Source organism: Myroides odoratus (assembly GCF_965118575.1).
Lineage (GTDB): Bacteria > Bacteroidota > Bacteroidia > Flavobacteriales > Flavobacteriaceae > Flavobacterium > Flavobacterium odoratum_B.
Window position 1 is genome coordinate 12,933 of sequence record NZ_CBCPHW010000013.1, and the last position, 16,772, is coordinate 29,704.

The following is a 16,772-nucleotide window of genomic DNA, read 5'->3' on the forward strand; positions in this document are numbered from 1 at the left end:
TCGCAATGACTAAATCCTTCTTTTTTTATTATTTTGCTAGATAACCTCCTTCTATTGGATAATACCCTCCAGTTGCAAAAGAGGCTTTCTCCGAAGCTAACCAGGCAATTATTTCGGCTACTTCTTCTGGTGTTCCTAGGCGTTGCATTGCGTGTTGAGATTCTAAAAAGTGTTTAACTTCTGGATCCATACTCGACAAAAGTGGTGTTTCTATAAATCCAGGGCCTACCGCATTTACACGTATATTTTTTGTTCCATAATCCCAAGCGGCGGTTTTCGTCAATCCCACTACCCCATGTTTGGCAGCCACATAAGCAGGAGACCCCGCAAAGCCAACTTGTCCTAAAATGGAAGCAATGTTTATAATACTTCCTCCTCCATTTTTAAGCATCGCTGGAATTTGATAGCGCATGCCGTAAAAAACGCCATCGAGGTTGATGGATGTTACTTTTTTCCATTCTTCTATATCATATTCACCCGTTGGAGCATTTGCTCCTCCAATTCCTGCATTATTTACAGCTATATCGAGTTTGCCAAACTTCTTAATCGTTTCTTGTACTAATTCTTCATTATCGGTTGGAGAAGCGGCATTGGACTTAATAAAATAGGTATTTGTCCCTAACTTATCTGCTAATTTTTTTCCTAACTCTACATTTAAATCGGCAATTACGACTTTAGCTCCTTCTTTGACAAATAGTTCAACCACTGCTTGGCCAATTCCAGAAGCTCCACCTGTAACGATAGCCACTTTATTTTCTAACATTTTCATACTTTACTATTTTAGTTTCTATTAAATTACGAATTAGTAGGAAAACAAAAAAGTATCAACCTTTTAATTAACAGAGATTTAATCAATCTTAATCCATAAAAAAAGCTGCCTTACTTTTGTAAGACAGCTTTTGAACTGTATTGAGTTGTTGGTTTATTTTATAAGTTTTGAAAGAAATCATTTCCTTTATCATCTGTAATAATAAAGGCAGGGAAATTTTTCACGACGATTTTACGCACTGCTTCCATTCCCAATTCTGGGAAATCCACCACCTCAACACTTAAGATATTTTCTTTGGCTAAAATAGCAGCTGGTCCACCAATTGATCCTAAATAGAATCCTCCATGTTTTTTACAGGCATCAATAACCGTTTGCGAACGGTTTCCTTTTGCCAACATAATTTTACTTCCACCCACAGCTTGAAATGCATCTACGTAAGGATCCATACGTCCGGCCGTAGTTGGTCCAAAACTACCGGAAGGCATTCCTTCTGGTGTTTTTGCAGGTCCTGCATAATAAATTGGGTGATTTTTGAAATAGTCTGGCATCTCTTGTCCTGCATCTAACATTTCTTGAATCTTTGCATGTGCAATATCACGCGCAACGATTACAGTTCCATTTAACATCAATCGCGTTTTGATTGGATGTTTGGTCAGTTCGGCTAGTTGCTCTTGCATTGGTTTATCCAAATCTATGATGATAGGATCTTCCAAATGCGGTGCTTTCGCAGGTAATAATCGTGCTGGGTTTTCTTCCAATTGTTCAATGAATAATCCCTCTGCTGTAATTTTAGCTTTGATATTTCGATCTGCCGAACAAGAAACACCTAATCCTACTGGACAAGAAGCCGCATGACGTGGTAAGCGAATTACACGAACATCATGGGTGAAATATTTACCACCAAATTGTGCTCCAATATGAGATTCTTGACAGACTAATTGCAATTTTTTTTCCCATTCTAAATCGCGGAAAGCTTGACCTCCCATATTTCCAGAAGTGGGTAGATTATCGTAATAACCTGCGGATGCTTTTTTAACAGCAGCAAGATTTGCTTCTGCTGATGTACCGCCAATCACTAATGCTAAGTGATAAGGAGGACAAGCGGAAGTACCTAAATCCATGATTTTATCTTTGATAAACTCCGTCAAATTTTTATCGTTCAACAGGGATTTTGTTTTTTGATACAGGAAGGTTTTATTCGCTGAACCTCCACCTTTCGCTAAAAACAAAAACTCATATTTCTGACCTTGTGTTGCGTAAATATCAATTTGCGCAGGTAAATTAGACCCTGAATTTTTTTCTTCAAACATACTGATGGGAACAATTTGTGAATATCTCAAATTCTTCTTTTGGTAGGTATTGAAAATTCCTTTAGATAAACTTTCAGCATCATTAGATCCTGTATAAACATTTTCTCCTTTTTTTGCGACAACAATAGCCGTTCCCGTATCTTGACAAGAAGGCAATTGCCCTTCTACCGCCACAACTGCATTTTGCAATAAATTATAGGCGACAAAACGGTCGTTGTCTGTTGCTTCTGGATCATCTAAAATTGCTTTTAAACTTTCTAAGTGAGCGGTTCTCAATAGGAATGAAATATCCGTCATCGCAGCTTCAGATAAAACTTCTAAAGCCTTTGGATCTACAACTAAGATTTCGCGATTACCCAATTTTTCAATTTTGACAAAATCAGAGGAAATTTTTTTATACTGCGTATCATCCTTTTGGATTGGATACGGATCTTGATACATAAAGTCCATTGGATTGTTAGTTTATTTTTGTTGGATAAAATTACGAAATATCCCCATCAAAAAACCATAGAATGCTTCTAAATAGCTAGGATTGACAAGGCTTTAAAACCAATTTTCTATGTTTAAAAAATAAAAAGAGAATCATTCCTTACCTACTAGAAAAGCTCCCCCTCCGCTCCATTTTTGCAAAGAGATGTTCTTTTGTAAGATAAAAACACAATCCTCATCTTCTTTTATTTACATTTGAATGCATTAATTTTTAACCTATGACAGCTTTAAAAAGATTTTTATCCGTTGCTTTTTGTTTCTTAACACTTTTAGTTTTTGGGCAAAAAGGAGCTCAAAAAATAATTTTAGGAGAATCTATCTCTTTCCCATCAAAAGTTTTAAAAGAAACTCGAACTATTAATATTTATTTACCTCCTCATTATATACCCAATGATACGGTCAAATATCCGGTTGTATATATATTAGATGGGGGGGTAGAAGAAGATTTTATCCATTTGACGGGTATTTTTCGCTATAATTCACAAGCTTGGATTAACCGTTTTCCTGAAGCGATTGTCGTAGGCATTGAAAATACAAATCGAAGAAGAGATTTTACTTTTCCAGTACAGAACCTAGATTTTATTGAAAAAGAAGGGTTTAGTCGAGCGCAATTTAAACAATATGGAGAAGCTGATGCTTATGCTTCATTTTTTGAATCCGAACTTATTCCGTATATCGATAAAAACTATAAAACCACGCAGGAGCGAACCGTTGTAGGGGAATCTTTAGCAGGATTAATGTCTTCGTACCTTTTGGTTCACTACACGCATTTATTTACCAACTACTTAATTGTTAGTCCAAGTTTATGGTGGGGTGATGAAAAATTATTAGCTGATACAACAATTTCCTTAATAAAAAAAATAAAGGATCCCGTTCATGTATATGTTGGAGCTCCAAGTAAGGCAGAGGATGAAAAAATGCATGCCGAATCGTTTCGTTTTTTTGTCAATCTTCAAGGTAACCCACAGATTCACTCCACCTTTGATTACTTAGAAGATGAAACTCATGCCACAGTTTTACATCAAGCGGTGCAAAATGCGTTGAGAAAACAGTTTCATCAAGCTAAAACTGAACAGTAAGCCATCCATTTACGAACAGAACAAAATCAACATAAATTACCAACTACTTACAAATAGGCTTGCAATTTATTTTCTCCTTTTTATAATTCACAACTATACTAAAAAATGAAAAAAACGGTATTTCTACTCTTGCTAACCTCAACATTAGCTTTGGGACAAACGAAAAAAGACAACTACATCAAGGAACATTTTCCGTTGCTAATTGAGAATCTATCTTCAGAGGAATTGAAGGATTTCAAAAAGACAATGAAGTTAAATTCGAAAAATAAATTAACCTATCTCAATGGCGATTTACTTCAAAAAGGCTCAGGCAATCAGTTTGGGGCATATTATCAAATTTTCGCATTTGATCTCTCTGGGGTTAAGCAGACTGTCACAATAATAGGCAGCGATAATCGAGAGATTGTAATTGAAGCGGATGGAACAATTTCGTTTGACAATACCAGAACAGGGAATGCTGAAGCTGAAGATACGACAACAACTGAATTTGAATCTTTTAGTGGGGAACGCTACAATGTAGCTGATATCATGAATTGGGATGGCGTATTTGTGATTACCTCCACGACTTGTGGTCCTTGTATGCAAGCCTATGCTGAATTAAATGCCTTAGCGACTGATCCAGCCTATGAAAAGGTAATATTTACTGCTTTATTCATCAATCCCGCTTCAAATTTACAAACCTATACAGAAGGAAGTACTTATAAAAATTTTGGCTTGTTGGAAAACCCTTGGAAACTATTTACCTCTCAAGACTTGATCGCTCATTTGGCACCTACTTACAATCTAAAAAACAAATTGGTCCCCTATGTTTTTATCAAAAAGGACAATAAAATTATTTATTCTTCTGATAGAGGGATTAAAATAGATCACATCAAAGAAAAACTATAACAGTACAAAAAAAGCTTGAGTAACAGATGCTAACTCAAGCTTTTTTTATTTCAATGACACTAACTAGTAAAATAAGATTACATACTGCGCATATAGGCTTCTAAGGCTTCTAATTCCATATCACTTAATTTTTTGGTGATTTCTAAATTAGCCTGCATAATAATAAATTGAGAAGGATCAACAATCGCTTCTTCTTGTCCTTTTAAGAAAGAGATAATACTAACATCAAGCTTATCATAAATCTGAACAATTTCTCTCACACTGGGTCCAATTACTTTTTTATCTGCCATGTGGCAAGACGCACAAGTTCCTTTTCCTTCAAATATTTGCTTTCCTAAAGCGATTTTTTCTGTGTCAGTCATTGCAGTTGCACCGCCGCGTTCAGATTCATATATAGGTTCCGGAGCTTGTTGTTTTTCTTCTTTTTTACCGCAAGACAATACTAAAATTGCGACAACAAAAGGTATTGTTTTAATAAAATAATTACGCATAGAGTTGTTTGTTTATTTGTTAAATCAAAGGTACAAAACAATTCTAGCCAATGCTTTAACAAATCACTCCTTTTCATGTAAAAAAACGACATAATACGCGCTAACTCTACTACATAATAGCGGATAGGATACATATAAGGTACAAAAAAAGCCCGATAATATGTATCGGACTTTCCGTTCTTATTTATTCAGCAAGATAGCTGCTTCTTTTGCAAAATAGGTTGAGATGATACTGGCTCCCGCTCGTTTTATACAAGTCAGTTGTTCCATCATTACTAAATCATGATCCAACCAACCTCTTTCCGCTGCGGCTTTTACCATAGCATATTCTCCCGAAACATGAAATACGGACACGGGTACGTTTACTGCATCTTTTACTTCGCGTACAATATCTAAATAAGCAATACCTGGTTTTACCATCACTATATCAGCTCCTTCTTCTACGTCATACAGGGCTTCTTTGATTGCCTCCAAACGATTTGCATAATCCATCTGATAGGTTTTTTTATCTTTTGGAATTTCTACATCTGCTCGAGGTGCGCTATCTAAAGCATCTCTAAAAGGTCCGTAAAAAGCGGAGGCATATTTAGCGGAATAACTCATAATTCCAACATCGGTATAACCCGACTGGTCTAGAGCTTCACGCATACGCAACACACGTCCATCCATCATATCACTTGGCGCAACGAAATCTGCACCTGCTTGTGCATGAGAGACACTCATTCGCATCAAAGCATCTACCGTAACATCATTCACTACTTTTCCGTTTGCAATAATTCCATCATGCCCATAAATAGAGTAAGGATCCAACGCCACATCTGGCATGACAATCATACCTGGACACGCATCTTTAATTGCTTTGATTGCCGTTTGCATTAGTCCATTGGCATTCCATGCTTCTGTACCTGCATTATCTTTTAAATGATCGCTTACTTTTACGTAAATATTCACTGCTCTTATACCTAACGCATATAGTTCTTTTACTTCTTTTACCGTTAAATCCACGGATCTTCTATAGATCCCTGGCATAGATAAAATGGGTACTTCAACATTTGTTCCCTCTGCAATGAACATGGGAAACATAAAATCTTGCGGCGTCACAATCGTCTCTCTTACAAGACTGCGAATGGACTCGCTTGTTCTTAATCTTCTACCTCTTTCTAATGGAAACATAATACTTGATTTATTGTTGACAGTTAACAGTGTGAAATTGTCCTACCTATTAATCTACAACTAATTATTAAAATGGTTTACAGTTGATGGTTAACTATACACCAATCCACAGGATTGGCAAGAACCTCTAACAGCTTTGCTTCTTCACTTCCCTCTTCTGGATGGTGATCATATACCCATTGCACGTGTGGGGGTAAACTCATCAGAATAGACTCCATACGTCCGTTGGTTTTTAATCCGAAAAGTGTTCCTTTATCGTGAACTAAATTAAATTCTACATAACGTCCTCTTCGAATTTCTTGCCAGGTACGTTGTTCTGGTGTATAGACTAATGCTTTTCTCTTTTCCACGATAGGTACATAAGCCTCTAGAAAGCTATTTCCTACTGTTGTAACAAAATCATACCATTGTTGCGCAGATTTATCAGTTGTTTCTTCCAATCGATCGAAAAACAATCCACCTATTCCACGAGCTTCATCTCGATGTGTATTCCAAAAATAGTCGTCGCATTGTTTTTTGAATAACGGATAAAAAGTAGCCTCGTGCTTATCACAGGCCGTTTTACACGTTTGGTGGAAATGTATGGCATCTTCTTCAAATAAGTAGTAAGGTGTTAAGTCTTGTCCCCCTCCAAACCAAGAGCGCACGACATTTCCTTGTTTATCATACATTTCGAAATAACGCCAATTGGCATGAACCGTTGGCACCATCGGACTTTTAGGATGGATGACTAAACTCAATCCACAAGCGTAAAAATCGACATTACCTACATCGAAATACTTTTGCATTGCAACAGGTAGTTCCCCATGCACAGCAGAAATATTTACTCCTCCTTTTTCAAAAACGCGTCCATTTTCAATAACACGTGTTCTTCCACCACCACCTTCTTTACGCTCCCATACATCTTGTTTAAATTGAGCTTCTCCATCAACTTGTTCTAACTTCGTTGTAATTTGATCTTGGAGTTGTTGTATATAGTGATAAAATTTTTCTTTCATATAATATAATCTACGATACAGCCCAGTGTAAACAACAAAAGAGTACCGAGGTACAACTTGGTTGTTATTCTAAACTGTTTTGTTTTGTTCTTGCGTTCTATTCCGTTCATCACGAACAGAAAAGTATAAGGTAAAAATGCACTGATACTCAGTATTAAAAAGAAATGGTAAGGAGGTATATATTCAGGGCAAAAAGGTTCACGCATTTCCAAGAAATTGACAAACATCAATGCAAGGAGTACCACACACCAAAGACCAAAACCTATTATAATACCTGCTCTTAAGTAACGCATATTCTTTTATAGTTGGCCGATTTTCGCCATGATTTCAAATGAAAAAGCTTTGCTTTCATTCTGAATAAATGCATATAAACTTTTGGCTTTGGCTTTAAAGCTCGTTTCTTTTTTTGACCAATTAACCATTAGGTCTGCAAATTGTTCCATACGATCCCATCCAAAATTGAACTTTAGCAAATGCGTATTCAATTCTTCGGCTTCCATCGCCAATAAAAGATCATAGGTCAATCCCATTTTTGCCAATTCTATATCGATGGTTTCTTTTATTTGTAAATCATCGGGAATGTATCCAATAGAGGATAATTTAACGACAATGGACTCAATTCTTCTATCTTCTTCGCTTTTAACTCCTTTGTTTAGCATAGGTCTTCGTATATAAAGCAAAAAAGTTTACGTTAGTATCGCAAACCTTTTTGCCTGATGGTTTCGTCTATTTGTATTCGTATTCTTTCACAGCTTCGATAAAAGCTTTGGCGTGATCTACTGGAATATGGGGTAAAATACCATGACCTAGATTTACTATATATTTATCTTTTCCAAAAGCATCAATCATTTCGTGCACCATCTTTTTAATAGTGGGGATTGGAGACATTAATCTACTTGGGTCAAAATTTCCTTGTAAAGTGATATTCCCACCTGTAAATAAACGGGCATTTTGTGGGCTACAAGTCCAATCTACTCCTAAAGCAGAAGCTTTGGATTGTGCCATTTCAGGTAAGGCAAACCAACATCCTTTACCAAATACGATAACGGGCGTAATGTCTGCTAATGCCTCAATAATTTGGTTGATGTATCTCCAAGAAAACTCTTGATAATCTACAGGAGAAAGCATTCCACCCCAAGAGTCAAAAATTTGAACGGCGTTTACTCCTGCTTTTACTTTTTCTTTCAGATATAAAATAGTGGTATCCGTAATTTTTTGCAATAAAGTATGCGCTGCAATTGGATCTGAAAAACAAAATCCTTTGGCTAGGTCAAAACTCTTCGACCCTTGTCCTTCCACCGCATAACAAAAGATTGTCCAAGGAGAACCTGCAAAACCAATTAGAGGCACCTCATCATTTAACATTTCTTTCGTTACTTTAATAGCATCCATCACATACCCTAAGGTTTCTTCGATATTAGGCACAATTACTTGTTCCACATCTTTGGCAGAACGAATTGGATTGGGCAACCAAGGCCCAACACCTGCTTTCATTTCTACCTCAATATTCATGGCTTGGGGCACAACTAAAATATCAGAAAACAAAATAGCAGCATCTGGTTTTACAATACGAATAGGCTGTACTGTAATTTCAGCGGCGATTTCGGGCATTCTACAACGGGTAAAAAAATCATATTTATCTCGTAAAGCGCGGAATTCTGGTAAATATCTACCTGCTTGACGCATCATCCAAACGGGTGGTCTTTCCACCGTTTCTCCTTTTAAAGCTCTTAAGAATAAATCATTTTTAATCATTTCTAAACCATTTAAGTACGTCAATTTTTGCTGACACTATTTATAATATGCTAAACAAGCAAGTAAAGTAGCCTCTATCGTTGGTTGATGGGCTAACACAATTTGCTCTGTAATTTCTTTGAGTGCATCTGCAGTTGTTTCACCAATACAAAAGCAAATTTCATTTGTAATTTGATTGTTTTGTAAAAAACTCTCAATTGCCGATGGACTGTAAAAACAGATTCCATCTATTTTTTGCTTCAGTTGATGGGGTTGTTTTACCGTTTGATAAACTTCATATTCATCGAAAAGAATGTTGTATTGTTTAAAAAACAAGGGTAAAACATCGCGTCGGATGTTTCCACAAAAAAAAGAAAAACTTTTACCTGTAAAGTCTCTTTCAATACGGACAATTAATTCCTTTGCATAATGGGTCCAAGCCAAAACCTCCCATCCGTTTTGTTCCAGCAGATTTTTAGTTTTAAGGCCTACACAGATAGCGGGTTTCATTTTTAATTCCTGCAGATGTGGCGCATTCAAAATACTTTTAACAGCATTTTGACTCGTAAACAAAACGATTTCTCTAAGTGTATCAACTGAAAATGCTTGGGGTATTGTTGTTATAAAATCTTCTTCTATCCAATGCATAGAACTTGATTCTATGAGTTGGCGATTATTATCAGTCAATTTTCGGGTTGATAAAACCGTAGGCATCTTCTTAGCGTTTTAATTCTTGGCGTAATTTTTCCATCAAAGCTTGTCCTCCGTCAGCCAATATTTCTTGTGCGGCATAGAATCCCAATTTTTTCCACTCGCGAATAGATACGGTTTTTTTGATTTCAAATTTCTCTTTCCCATCTAAAGACAATAAAATACCCGTAAAATCAATTGTTTCATCCTTTTGATTATACGTGGCAATCGCTCCAATTGGTGCTGTACATCCTCCTTCTAAAGTTCGCAAAAATTGACGTTCAATATGCGTCGTCATTTCAGCCTCATAGTCATTTAATTGGCTTAAAGCATCCAAAATCAAAGAGTCCTCTGCCATAGCTACGACGACCATTGCACCTTGAGCAGGTGCCGGAATCATCCAGTCCAAGTTGATAAAAGTAGCGGGTTTCTTTCGGATTCGATCTAAACCTGCCGTAGCGAATATAGCTCCTTTCCAATCCGCATTATCTTTGAGTTTTTGCATTCTTGTATTGACATTCCCTCTCAAATCTACTAAGGTATGCTTCGGAAAGCGATGAAGCCATTGGGCTTTTCTTCTTAAACTTCCCGTTGCCACAATCGCTTCTACTTCAGGATCTAAAAAAGAAGTATCTCCTTTATGCAGTAAAATATCAGCTGTACTGGCTCTTTGGAGTACTGCTGCTTGCACGATTCCTTGTGGCAAAGCTGTTGGTACATCTTTCATGGAGTGCACAGCAATGTCAACTTTTTTATTGATCATCGCAACATCCAAGGTTTTGGTAAAAATACCCGTAATTCCCATTTCATATAAAGGCTTATCTAAAACTAAATCCCCTTCGGATTTAACGGGAACTAATTCCGTTTTATACCCTAAAGCATTTAATGCCTTTTCCACTGTTTTTGCTTGCCACATCGCAAGCTCGCTATCGCGTGTACCGATACGAATAACTCTATCCATTTTGTCTTGTGTCTAATTGAAAAACTTTTTCTATCCATTCAATGCTCTCGTCTACAACAGTTTCATCATGTCGCAAATGATTGGCAAAATGGGTGGTGATCTTCTGAATAATACGCATGGTAATTACTTCAGCTTGTTCACTATCAAAGTTCTCATATTTTTTTCGATGGTAATCAATTTCTCCATCTTTTATTTGTTCTAATCTTGTTTTTAAGGCATGAATTGTAGGGGCAAATTTGCGCATTTGGGTCCAAGCGACAAATTCCGACATTACTTCATCGATAATTTCTTCCGCTTGTGGGATAAATTCACGTCTGCGTTCAATGGTTTTATCTGTCATTTTTGATAAATCATCCATGTGAATTAATTCTACCATTGGATGAGATGCTACAATTGGATCTACGTTTTTCGGAATCGATAAGTCTAATATAGTTAAAGGCTTCTCGAGGTGAAGCATTGAAAAATCGACCGTTGGGATTTGGGCTCCTGTTGCAACAACTAAAACATCAGATTTGCTAATTTCTTCTTCTAACTTGTTGTAATCTTTTACAATTAAGTTGAATTTCCCCGCAACTTTTACCGCTCTTTCTTTGGTTCTATTAATTAGAACAATATGATCATTATGGGTGTGTTTTACAAGATTTTCACAAGTATTACGTCCAATCTTTCCTGTTCCGAACAACAAGATATTTTTTGAAGAGATATCTTGCACCTGATCCATAATATATTGTACAGCTGCAAAAGCAACAGACGTAGCACCAGAGCTCAATTCGGTTTCATTTTTAATGCGCTTACTGGCTTGAATTACAGCATTCACCAAACGCTCAAAATAATTAGTGGTTAAGCCTTGTTCTTTAGCGAGAATAAAGCCATTTCGAATTTGACTTATGATTTCAAAGTCTCCTAATATTTGACTATCTAAACCTGTTCCAACGCGAAATAAATGGCGAATCGCTTCGTTGTTTTTACATACATAAGCGACTTGTCTGAAATCATCAACGGTTCCGTTACTATTATCACATAGTAATTTAATCAATTCAAAAGGATGTTGAGCAAAACCATAAATCTCTGTTCGATTACACGTAGAGATTACGATTAAACTTTCTATCCCTTCTTCTTTCGCTTGACTCAATAGATTTTCTTTGGCCGTTTCACTCAAACTAAACTTTCCTCTCATCTCAGCATCCGCTTTTTTATAGCTTAATCCTACTGCATAAAAAGTAGTTGATTTGACCTTATCTATTTTTTCCATACCTATTTCAATTTCAAAAGTAAGCAAATTTAACGCTAATGATCCGATAAAAGTAACGCTAGAGGGACTATTAATAACGCTGAAAGAAAAAGAAAAACAATTAGCAATATTTCATTATATTACAGTACATTTGCAGTATTACCAAGGGTTACAAAAGACTTTATATAGAATCATTCTAAATAAAAAATACAACAATCAGTTTCCTTGTCTTTCAAAAAAATAACGCTATGAGTCCCATAGAAGAAATAAGTATAGACCCCCAATTTTCTGTTTATAAAATAGACAATCACAGTCCGCAATCACTTCCTTTTCACAAGGAGATTGGCACTGATATCATTCAGTTTTACTTTTGTTTAAAGGGCACTGGACAGTTTATCTACAATCAAGGAGCCTATACCTTAGATTTACCAGAAGAAAAATCTCTACTTCTTTATAATCCACAAAAACAACTACCTGTTCATTTAGAAGTAAAAAGCCAATCGTCGATTATTTGTCTTTTGATACCTATTAAAAAATTCCATTCTTTATTTTCATCAGAAGCGGAATTCATTGGTTTTTTAACGGGCGAAAACAAAGAGAAAAAATATTATACGGAGCAGAAAATCACACCTGCTATTGCTATTGTATTGACACAAATGTTCAATGCTACGATGCATCCTTCGGTAAAAAACTTATTTTACAAGGGCAAAACGTATGAACTTTTAAGTCTTGTTTTTAATTATAATGAAGAACAAAATATTGATAATTGTCCCTTTTTATCAGACGAAGAGGATGTGTCAAAGATAAAACAAGCCAAAGACATCATCATTCAACAAATGACTGAACCGCCAACTTTACAAGAGTTAGCCGATCTTATTGGATTGAATATTAAAAAACTAAAAATTGGATTCAAACAAATTTATGGAGACTCCGTATTTAGTTTCCTCTTTGATTACAAAATGGAATATGCGCGAAAGCTATTAGATGAAGGCAATTATAACGTCAATGAAGTGGGTTTAAAAATTGGCTATAGCTCTGCGAGTCATTTCATATCTGCTTTCAAAAAGAAATACGGGATAACTCCTAAAAAATATTTAATGTCAATTAATTCAAACAATCAATAATGAAAGGGATACTACTTGTAAATTTAGGTTCACCAAAATCGCCAACAGCCAAGGATGTCAAACCTTATTTGGGTGAATTTCTAATGGACAAAAGAGTCATCGATATGCCTTATTTACTGAGAGCACTTTTAGTAAAGGGAATTATACTAAATACGAGACCTAAGAAATCCGCAGCAGCGTATCAAAAAGTATGGTGGCCAGAAGGCTCACCCTTAATCGTGATCTCACAGCGTCAGCACAAAAAGCTACAGCAAAAAATAGATTTGCCTGTTGCTCTAGCGATGCGCTATGGTGAACCATCGATCCATATGGGATTACAAGAACTCCATGACCAAGGTGTAACGGATGTATTTATGATTCCTTTGTATCCTCAATTTGCCATGGCAACCACAGAGACAATCGAAGTTTTAGCAGAAGAATTACGCAAAAAATTCTTCAAGGAAATGAAGATTACCAGTTTTCCTGCTTTTTACAATCAAAAAGAGTATATCGACGCTTTAGCAGCGTCTATTCAATTGCATTTAGATCAAAATGAATGGGATCATATTCTCTTCTCCTATCACGGCGTACCAGAGCGTCACATCTACAAGTCTGACACAACCAAATCCCATTGTAAAATAGATGGATCTTGTTGTAATACCCCTTCTATTGCGCATAAAAATTGCTATAGACACCAATGTTTGGAAACAACCAAACAAGTGGTTGCTAAACTCAATATTCCTGAAGGCAAATACACCAATACCTTTCAATCCCGACTAGGTATGGATAAATGGTTACAACCGCCAACAGACCAAACGGTAAATCAATTAGCAGAAAGTGGCATTAAGCATCTAGCAGTTGTTACCCCAGCCTTTGTAGCGGATTGTTTAGAAACTTTAGAAGAGATTGGCATGGAGGCACATGATGAATTTCTCCACCACGGCGGAGAATCATTCAAAACAATTCCTTGTTTGAATGACAATGATCAGTTTATAGATGCACTGGCTACATGGATTACGAATTGGCAACAGACTAATTAAAGTGTTATTATGGCTTATTTATATCTAAAAGCACTACACGTTATTTTTGTTGTTTGCTGGTTTGCAGGCTTATTTTATATCGTTCGTCTATTTGTCTATTACGTTGAAGCGAATGAAAAACCACAACCCGAACAAGATATTCTCAAAAGACAATATCGCATCATGACTAATCGGTTATGGAGTATCATAACTTGGCCTGCTGCGCTATTGACCCTTCTTTTTGGTATCTCCCTATTTGTGATGAATCCCTACTTGCTTCAACAACCTTGGATGCATGTTAAGCTACTATTTGTGGTCTTTTTGATGGCCTATCACCTAAAATGTCATCAATTTGTCAAACAAATTAACCAGAATACGTTAACTAAAACATCTTCTTTCTTTAGAATTTGGAATGAAGGGGCAACAATAATTTTATTCTCTGTCGTTTTTTTAGTATTTTTAAAAAATGCTTTCAACTGGATATTTGGTGTAGTCGGATTAGTAGCCTTGGCTATATTATTAATGATCGGTGTTAAGCTTTATAAACAAATTCGTCAACGCAAAGAAAATGAATGAAAGACAAGTTTTTTTTAAAAAGTTTCTCCCTTCAAAATAGAATATTTTTCTCTTTAATTTTTTTAAGTATCATATCTTCCATATTGATATCTGCTGTTTCAGTGTATCAATTTAAGGAAGAAGCACGTACTTATCATCAATATAGATTAGAGCGAAAGGAAGGTTCTATCACGGAAAATATTACTTATATCTTAACGACAACGCCGTATCCACTCCATACGGAAAACCTTCCCTTTATCTTTAAAGATAAGATTCATGAACTCGCGTCCATCCACAATACAGAATTAAACATTCACGACCTGGATGGCAAACTACTTGTATCTTCTAAAGGAACATTCTCAATTGATAGTGTTCAATCGAATATTCCCATTATCATTTTAAAGACGATTAAATCCTCGCCTATCAAACGATTTATAGACATTGAGGATATCGATCATACGCGTATTCGAACGTCTTATCGTTATTTAAAAGACCAAAAATTTAAACCATTGGGAATTATTAAAATCCCTTATCCTGAAGAAACCGAATTTTATGAAAATGAAGTGCGCAACTTCATGTATAAATTTGGGCAAGTGTATATCATTATGTTGATTATGTCAATTGCTATTTCATACTTCTTATCTAACTATATTACACAGAGTTTAAATAAGTTAAGTATAAAAATGACGAGCACGAAATTAGGGCAGAAAAATGAAAAGATAGAAGACATATCAACGAGTAAAGAAATATCTAATCTCATCAATGCTTACAACGATATGGTTGAAAAATTAGATGAAACCTATCAACGTTTAGCACAGAATGAACGGGAACAAGCGTGGCGAGAAATGGCCAAACAAGTGGCTCATGAAATTAAAAACCCACTAACCCCGATGCGTCTTACGGTACAAAGTTTCGAACGTAAGTTTGATCCTACAGATCCTGAAATCAGCAGTAAACTAAAAGATTATTCCACCGTACTTATTGGGCAAATTGATACCATGTCTTCGGTTGCGACCGCCTTTTCCAGCTTTGCCTCTATGCCAGCACAGCAAAATGAAACCTTGAATGTCATTCAGACGATTCGCATATCTTTAGATATTTTTACCGAAGACTTTATTTATTTTGATCACGAAGAAGAAGAAATTATTGCCATTATCGATCAGACACAACTTATCCGTATAATCACTAACTTAGTAAAAAATGCAATTCAGGCTATTCCAGATAGCAATCCGAGTCCAATTGTGATTGTTAAAGCGTATCAAGATGGCGAAAACATCATTATCTCAGTAAAAGACAATGGCTCGGGAGTCACTATTGCGGATAAAACAAAAATATTTGAACCCAAGTTTACGACCAAAACAAGTGGAATGGGGCTTGGTTTAGGGATTATCAAAAATATAGTAGAAAATTATAAAGGAACCATTACCTTTGAAACACAAGCGAGTAAGGGAACAACTTTTACTGTTACCTTACCACTGACCAAATAAAAAATTAGAGCAATATGGAATATGAAAATATCTTAATTGAAACCAAGGATTACATTTCAGTAATCACAATCAACAGGCCAACGAAATTAAATGCATTAAATAAGCCAACAATTGAAGAGTTACATCAAGCATTATTTCAACTAGAAGAAGACAAAGATGTACGTGTTGTAATTATTACAGGAAGTGGAGAAAAAGCTTTTGTTGCAGGTGCTGATATCAAAGAATTTTCAAACTTCAATATAAGTGAGGGTTCCCAACTGGCGGCTAAAGGACAAGAATTATTATTTGATTATGCCCAAAACTATTCTAAACCGATTATAGCGGCAGTAAATGGATTTGCCTTAGGAGGTGGATTGGAATTGGCAATGGCTTGCCATTTCCGCATAGCTTCATCCAATGCAAAGATGGGTTTACCTGAAGTAACACTTGGTTTAATTCCTGGTTATGGAGGTACACAACGTTTACCTCAATTAATCGGTAAAGGACGCGCTATGGAGCTTATTATGACCGCAGAAATGATTACTGCTGAAAAAGCCTTAGCCTATGGATTGGTAAATCACGTGGTAGAACAAAGCGAATTATTATCTTTTACGCAAGCGATTGCACACAAGATCTCGAACAATTCTACTTCTGCTATCTCTAAAGCAATTAAATCAATTAATGCCAACTTCAAAGATGGTACTAATGGTTATCACGAAGAAATCAAACATTTCGGCGAGTGTTTTAATACACCCGATTTTACAGAAGGAACAACCGCTTTCTTAGAAAAAAGAAAACCGGACTTTAAAGGATAAT

General features: G+C 36.0%; 18 protein-coding genes. 7 read left to right on the forward strand and 11 right to left on the reverse strand.

Annotated elements, in window-relative coordinates; all coding sequences use genetic code 11:
• Positions 1-28 precede the first annotated feature (28 nt).
• Together ACMHJ2_RS11610 and ACMHJ2_RS11615 are read right to left on the reverse strand one after the other, a co-directional pair.
• Positions 29-769: an SDR family NAD(P)-dependent oxidoreductase gene (locus tag ACMHJ2_RS11610; RefSeq protein ID WP_413513025.1), complete on the reverse strand. Its 741-nt coding sequence runs from the start codon at positions 767-769 to the stop codon at positions 29-31.
• 158 nt (positions 770-927) lie between these two features.
• Complete coding sequence (locus tag ACMHJ2_RS11615; protein ID WP_413513026.1) at positions 928-2,529, reverse strand: fumarate hydratase; 1,602 nt, start codon at positions 2,527-2,529, stop codon at positions 928-930.
• A 257-nt stretch (positions 2,530-2,786) separates the two neighbouring features.
• Here ACMHJ2_RS11615 and ACMHJ2_RS11620 point away from each other — a divergent pair, with 257 nt between their 5' ends.
• Positions 2,787-3,647, forward strand: coding sequence for an alpha/beta hydrolase (locus tag ACMHJ2_RS11620; RefSeq protein ID WP_413513027.1), 861 nt, complete (start codon positions 2,787-2,789; stop codon positions 3,645-3,647).
• Between the two features lie 105 nt (positions 3,648-3,752).
• Positions 3,753-4,535 carry a hypothetical protein gene (locus ACMHJ2_RS11625; protein WP_413513028.1) on the forward strand — a complete coding sequence of 261 codons (783 nt, stop codon included), beginning with the start codon at positions 3,753-3,755 and terminating at the stop codon, positions 4,533-4,535.
• A gap of 77 nt (positions 4,536-4,612) precedes the next feature.
• Here the strand turns inward: ACMHJ2_RS11625 and ACMHJ2_RS11630 are convergent, their stop codons facing one another.
• The 9 genes from ACMHJ2_RS11630 to hemA form a co-directional block, all read right to left on the reverse strand.
• Positions 4,613-5,026, reverse strand: a complete 414-nt coding sequence (locus ACMHJ2_RS11630; protein ID WP_413513029.1) for a c-type cytochrome — start codon at positions 5,024-5,026, stop codon at positions 4,613-4,615.
• A gap of 180 nt (positions 5,027-5,206) precedes the next feature.
• Positions 5,207-6,199, reverse strand: coding sequence for a porphobilinogen synthase (hemB, locus tag ACMHJ2_RS11635; RefSeq protein WP_413513030.1), 993 nt, complete (start codon positions 6,197-6,199; stop codon positions 5,207-5,209).
• Positions 6,200-6,276: 77 nt separating this feature from the next.
• Complete coding sequence (gene hemF, locus ACMHJ2_RS11640) at positions 6,277-7,197, reverse strand: oxygen-dependent coproporphyrinogen oxidase (protein ID WP_413513031.1); 921 nt, start codon at positions 7,195-7,197, stop codon at positions 6,277-6,279.
• Positions 7,194-7,490, reverse strand: a complete 297-nt coding sequence (locus tag ACMHJ2_RS11645) for a hypothetical protein (RefSeq protein ID WP_413513032.1) — start codon at positions 7,488-7,490, stop codon at positions 7,194-7,196. Before ACMHJ2_RS11645 ends, hemF begins: the two co-directional genes overlap by 4 nt.
• A 6-nt stretch (positions 7,491-7,496) precedes the next feature.
• The gene (locus tag ACMHJ2_RS11650; protein WP_413513033.1) at positions 7,497-7,856 is read right to left on the reverse strand and encodes a hypothetical protein; all 360 of its coding nucleotides are present in this window, start codon (positions 7,854-7,856) and stop codon (positions 7,497-7,499) included.
• A gap of 67 nt (positions 7,857-7,923) precedes the next feature.
• Complete coding sequence (gene hemE, locus ACMHJ2_RS11655) at positions 7,924-8,952, reverse strand: uroporphyrinogen decarboxylase (protein WP_413513034.1); 1,029 nt, start codon at positions 8,950-8,952, stop codon at positions 7,924-7,926.
• Between the two features lie 36 nt (positions 8,953-8,988).
• Positions 8,989-9,645 (reverse strand): uroporphyrinogen-III synthase, encoded by a 657-nt coding sequence (locus tag ACMHJ2_RS11660; protein WP_413513035.1) that lies wholly within the window; start codon positions 9,643-9,645, stop codon positions 8,989-8,991.
• Between the two features lie 4 nt (positions 9,646-9,649).
• Complete coding sequence (gene hemC / locus ACMHJ2_RS11665; RefSeq protein ID WP_413513036.1) at positions 9,650-10,582, reverse strand: hydroxymethylbilane synthase; 933 nt, start codon at positions 10,580-10,582, stop codon at positions 9,650-9,652.
• The gene (gene hemA / locus ACMHJ2_RS11670) at positions 10,575-11,834 is read right to left on the reverse strand and encodes a glutamyl-tRNA reductase (protein ID WP_413513037.1); all 1,260 of its coding nucleotides are present in this window, start codon (positions 11,832-11,834) and stop codon (positions 10,575-10,577) included. The genes hemC and hemA overlap by 8 nt, the downstream gene beginning before the upstream one ends.
• 227 nt (positions 11,835-12,061) lie before the next feature.
• On the opposite strand from hemA, the gene ACMHJ2_RS11675 reads away from it, so the two are divergent.
• From ACMHJ2_RS11675 to ACMHJ2_RS11695, 5 genes are read left to right on the forward strand one after another with little or no spacing between them, the layout of a single operon-like run.
• Positions 12,062-12,937, forward strand: coding sequence for a helix-turn-helix transcriptional regulator (locus ACMHJ2_RS11675; RefSeq protein ID WP_413513038.1), 876 nt, complete (start codon positions 12,062-12,064; stop codon positions 12,935-12,937).
• Positions 12,937-13,956, forward strand: coding sequence for a ferrochelatase (gene hemH / locus ACMHJ2_RS11680; protein ID WP_413513039.1), 1,020 nt, complete (start codon positions 12,937-12,939; stop codon positions 13,954-13,956). Before ACMHJ2_RS11675 ends, hemH begins: the two co-directional genes overlap by 1 nt.
• A 9-nt stretch (positions 13,957-13,965) precedes the next feature.
• Positions 13,966-14,511 (forward strand): CopD family protein, encoded by a 546-nt coding sequence (locus ACMHJ2_RS11685; protein ID WP_413513040.1) that lies wholly within the window; start codon positions 13,966-13,968, stop codon positions 14,509-14,511.
• Positions 14,508-15,977 (forward strand): sensor histidine kinase, encoded by a 1,470-nt coding sequence (locus ACMHJ2_RS11690; protein ID WP_413513041.1) that lies wholly within the window; start codon positions 14,508-14,510, stop codon positions 15,975-15,977. Before ACMHJ2_RS11685 ends, ACMHJ2_RS11690 begins: the two co-directional genes overlap by 4 nt.
• A 14-nt stretch (positions 15,978-15,991) precedes the next feature.
• Positions 15,992-16,771 carry an enoyl-CoA hydratase/isomerase family protein gene (locus ACMHJ2_RS11695; RefSeq protein ID WP_413513042.1) on the forward strand — a complete coding sequence of 260 codons (780 nt, stop codon included), beginning with the start codon at positions 15,992-15,994 and terminating at the stop codon, positions 16,769-16,771.
• The last annotated feature ends 1 nt before the right edge of the window (position 16,772 follow it).